At 51.4% G+C, this 940-nt stretch carries 1 protein-coding gene and 1 pseudogene; both read right to left on the reverse strand.

Annotated elements, in window-relative coordinates:
• Window positions 1-435, reverse strand: a pseudogene (locus AC1DRJ_RS29810) (fumarylacetoacetate hydrolase family protein); the annotation flags it as partial.
• Between the two features lie 13 nt (window positions 436-448).
• Window positions 449-940 (reverse strand): substrate-binding domain-containing protein (locus AC1DRJ_RS29815; RefSeq protein ID WP_477805285.1); only part of this gene is annotated, 492 nt, incomplete at its 5' end.

Consider the following 940-nt stretch of genomic DNA (forward strand, 5'->3'; position numbering starts at 1 on the left):
GGGCTTGGTGAATACATAGGGTTCTCCATTAGCGACCCTGTCATCCATCATGTCTTCAGCCCACGTCCTCAATTCTTCCTTGCTTAGCCCTTCTGGACCGACATTTGAATCGACGGTCAAATCCACTACATGCTTTCGATAGTTTGCGCCTGTGCAGAACACTTGACGCGGCAGATCAACTGCAGGGCGAAACGTGAGTTGATTTTCATCATACCAGGACGACGTAATGACTTTATTGACAATCGATTCGAGTGCGGCGTAACTGGCATTCCAGTTTTCAAGTAGCGACAGCACACTTTTTTCTCGGAGAATATCAACTCCGAACTCCTCAGCCACGCGACTGACTGGGATAACCTTTGCGTCAATAACCAAGCCAGCAAAGCGTTGCTGTGGATTGGTTTTTAAAGAAAATGTACCGAGCGAGAACTTCTTCAAGTGTACCTCCGAATTATTGTAAGAATGAGCCGTCGACAATTTGCTCATAGGTAAAATCCGCGCCGGGCAACCCTAGCAGCGCCCTCTGCCCAATAAGAAGCTCAAGACCCTCGCGAGAAGGCGTAAGCGTTTCAGGAAATGTATTCACCATCGCATTTACTGCTTCGACAGGCATGCCAAGCAGCTCCAAAGCCTCTGTCAGCTTTACCGTGTCGCCAGGCATGGTCGTAAGTGTTGCGTTGAGGATGCGTACCCACGCTTTCAGGGCGTCATTCGCCTGACTCGCCGACTTCCTCACGACTAGTCCTTGACCAGGAAAATTGGTAAATACATCCTGAATTGTTGAAATAGTCTTGAGCCCCCGCTGAACCGCCATGGTGTCGAACGGCGGCCCGAGCAAGGTCGCATCACCCTCCCCCGCAACAAGAGCCGCAAACCGCTCACGCACCCCGCCAACGGGTGTCAGGCGATAATCGTCAACACTGAGCCCTGCTTCCTTGAGTAG

The organism is Pseudomonas sp. P5_B2 (assembly GCF_056400445.1).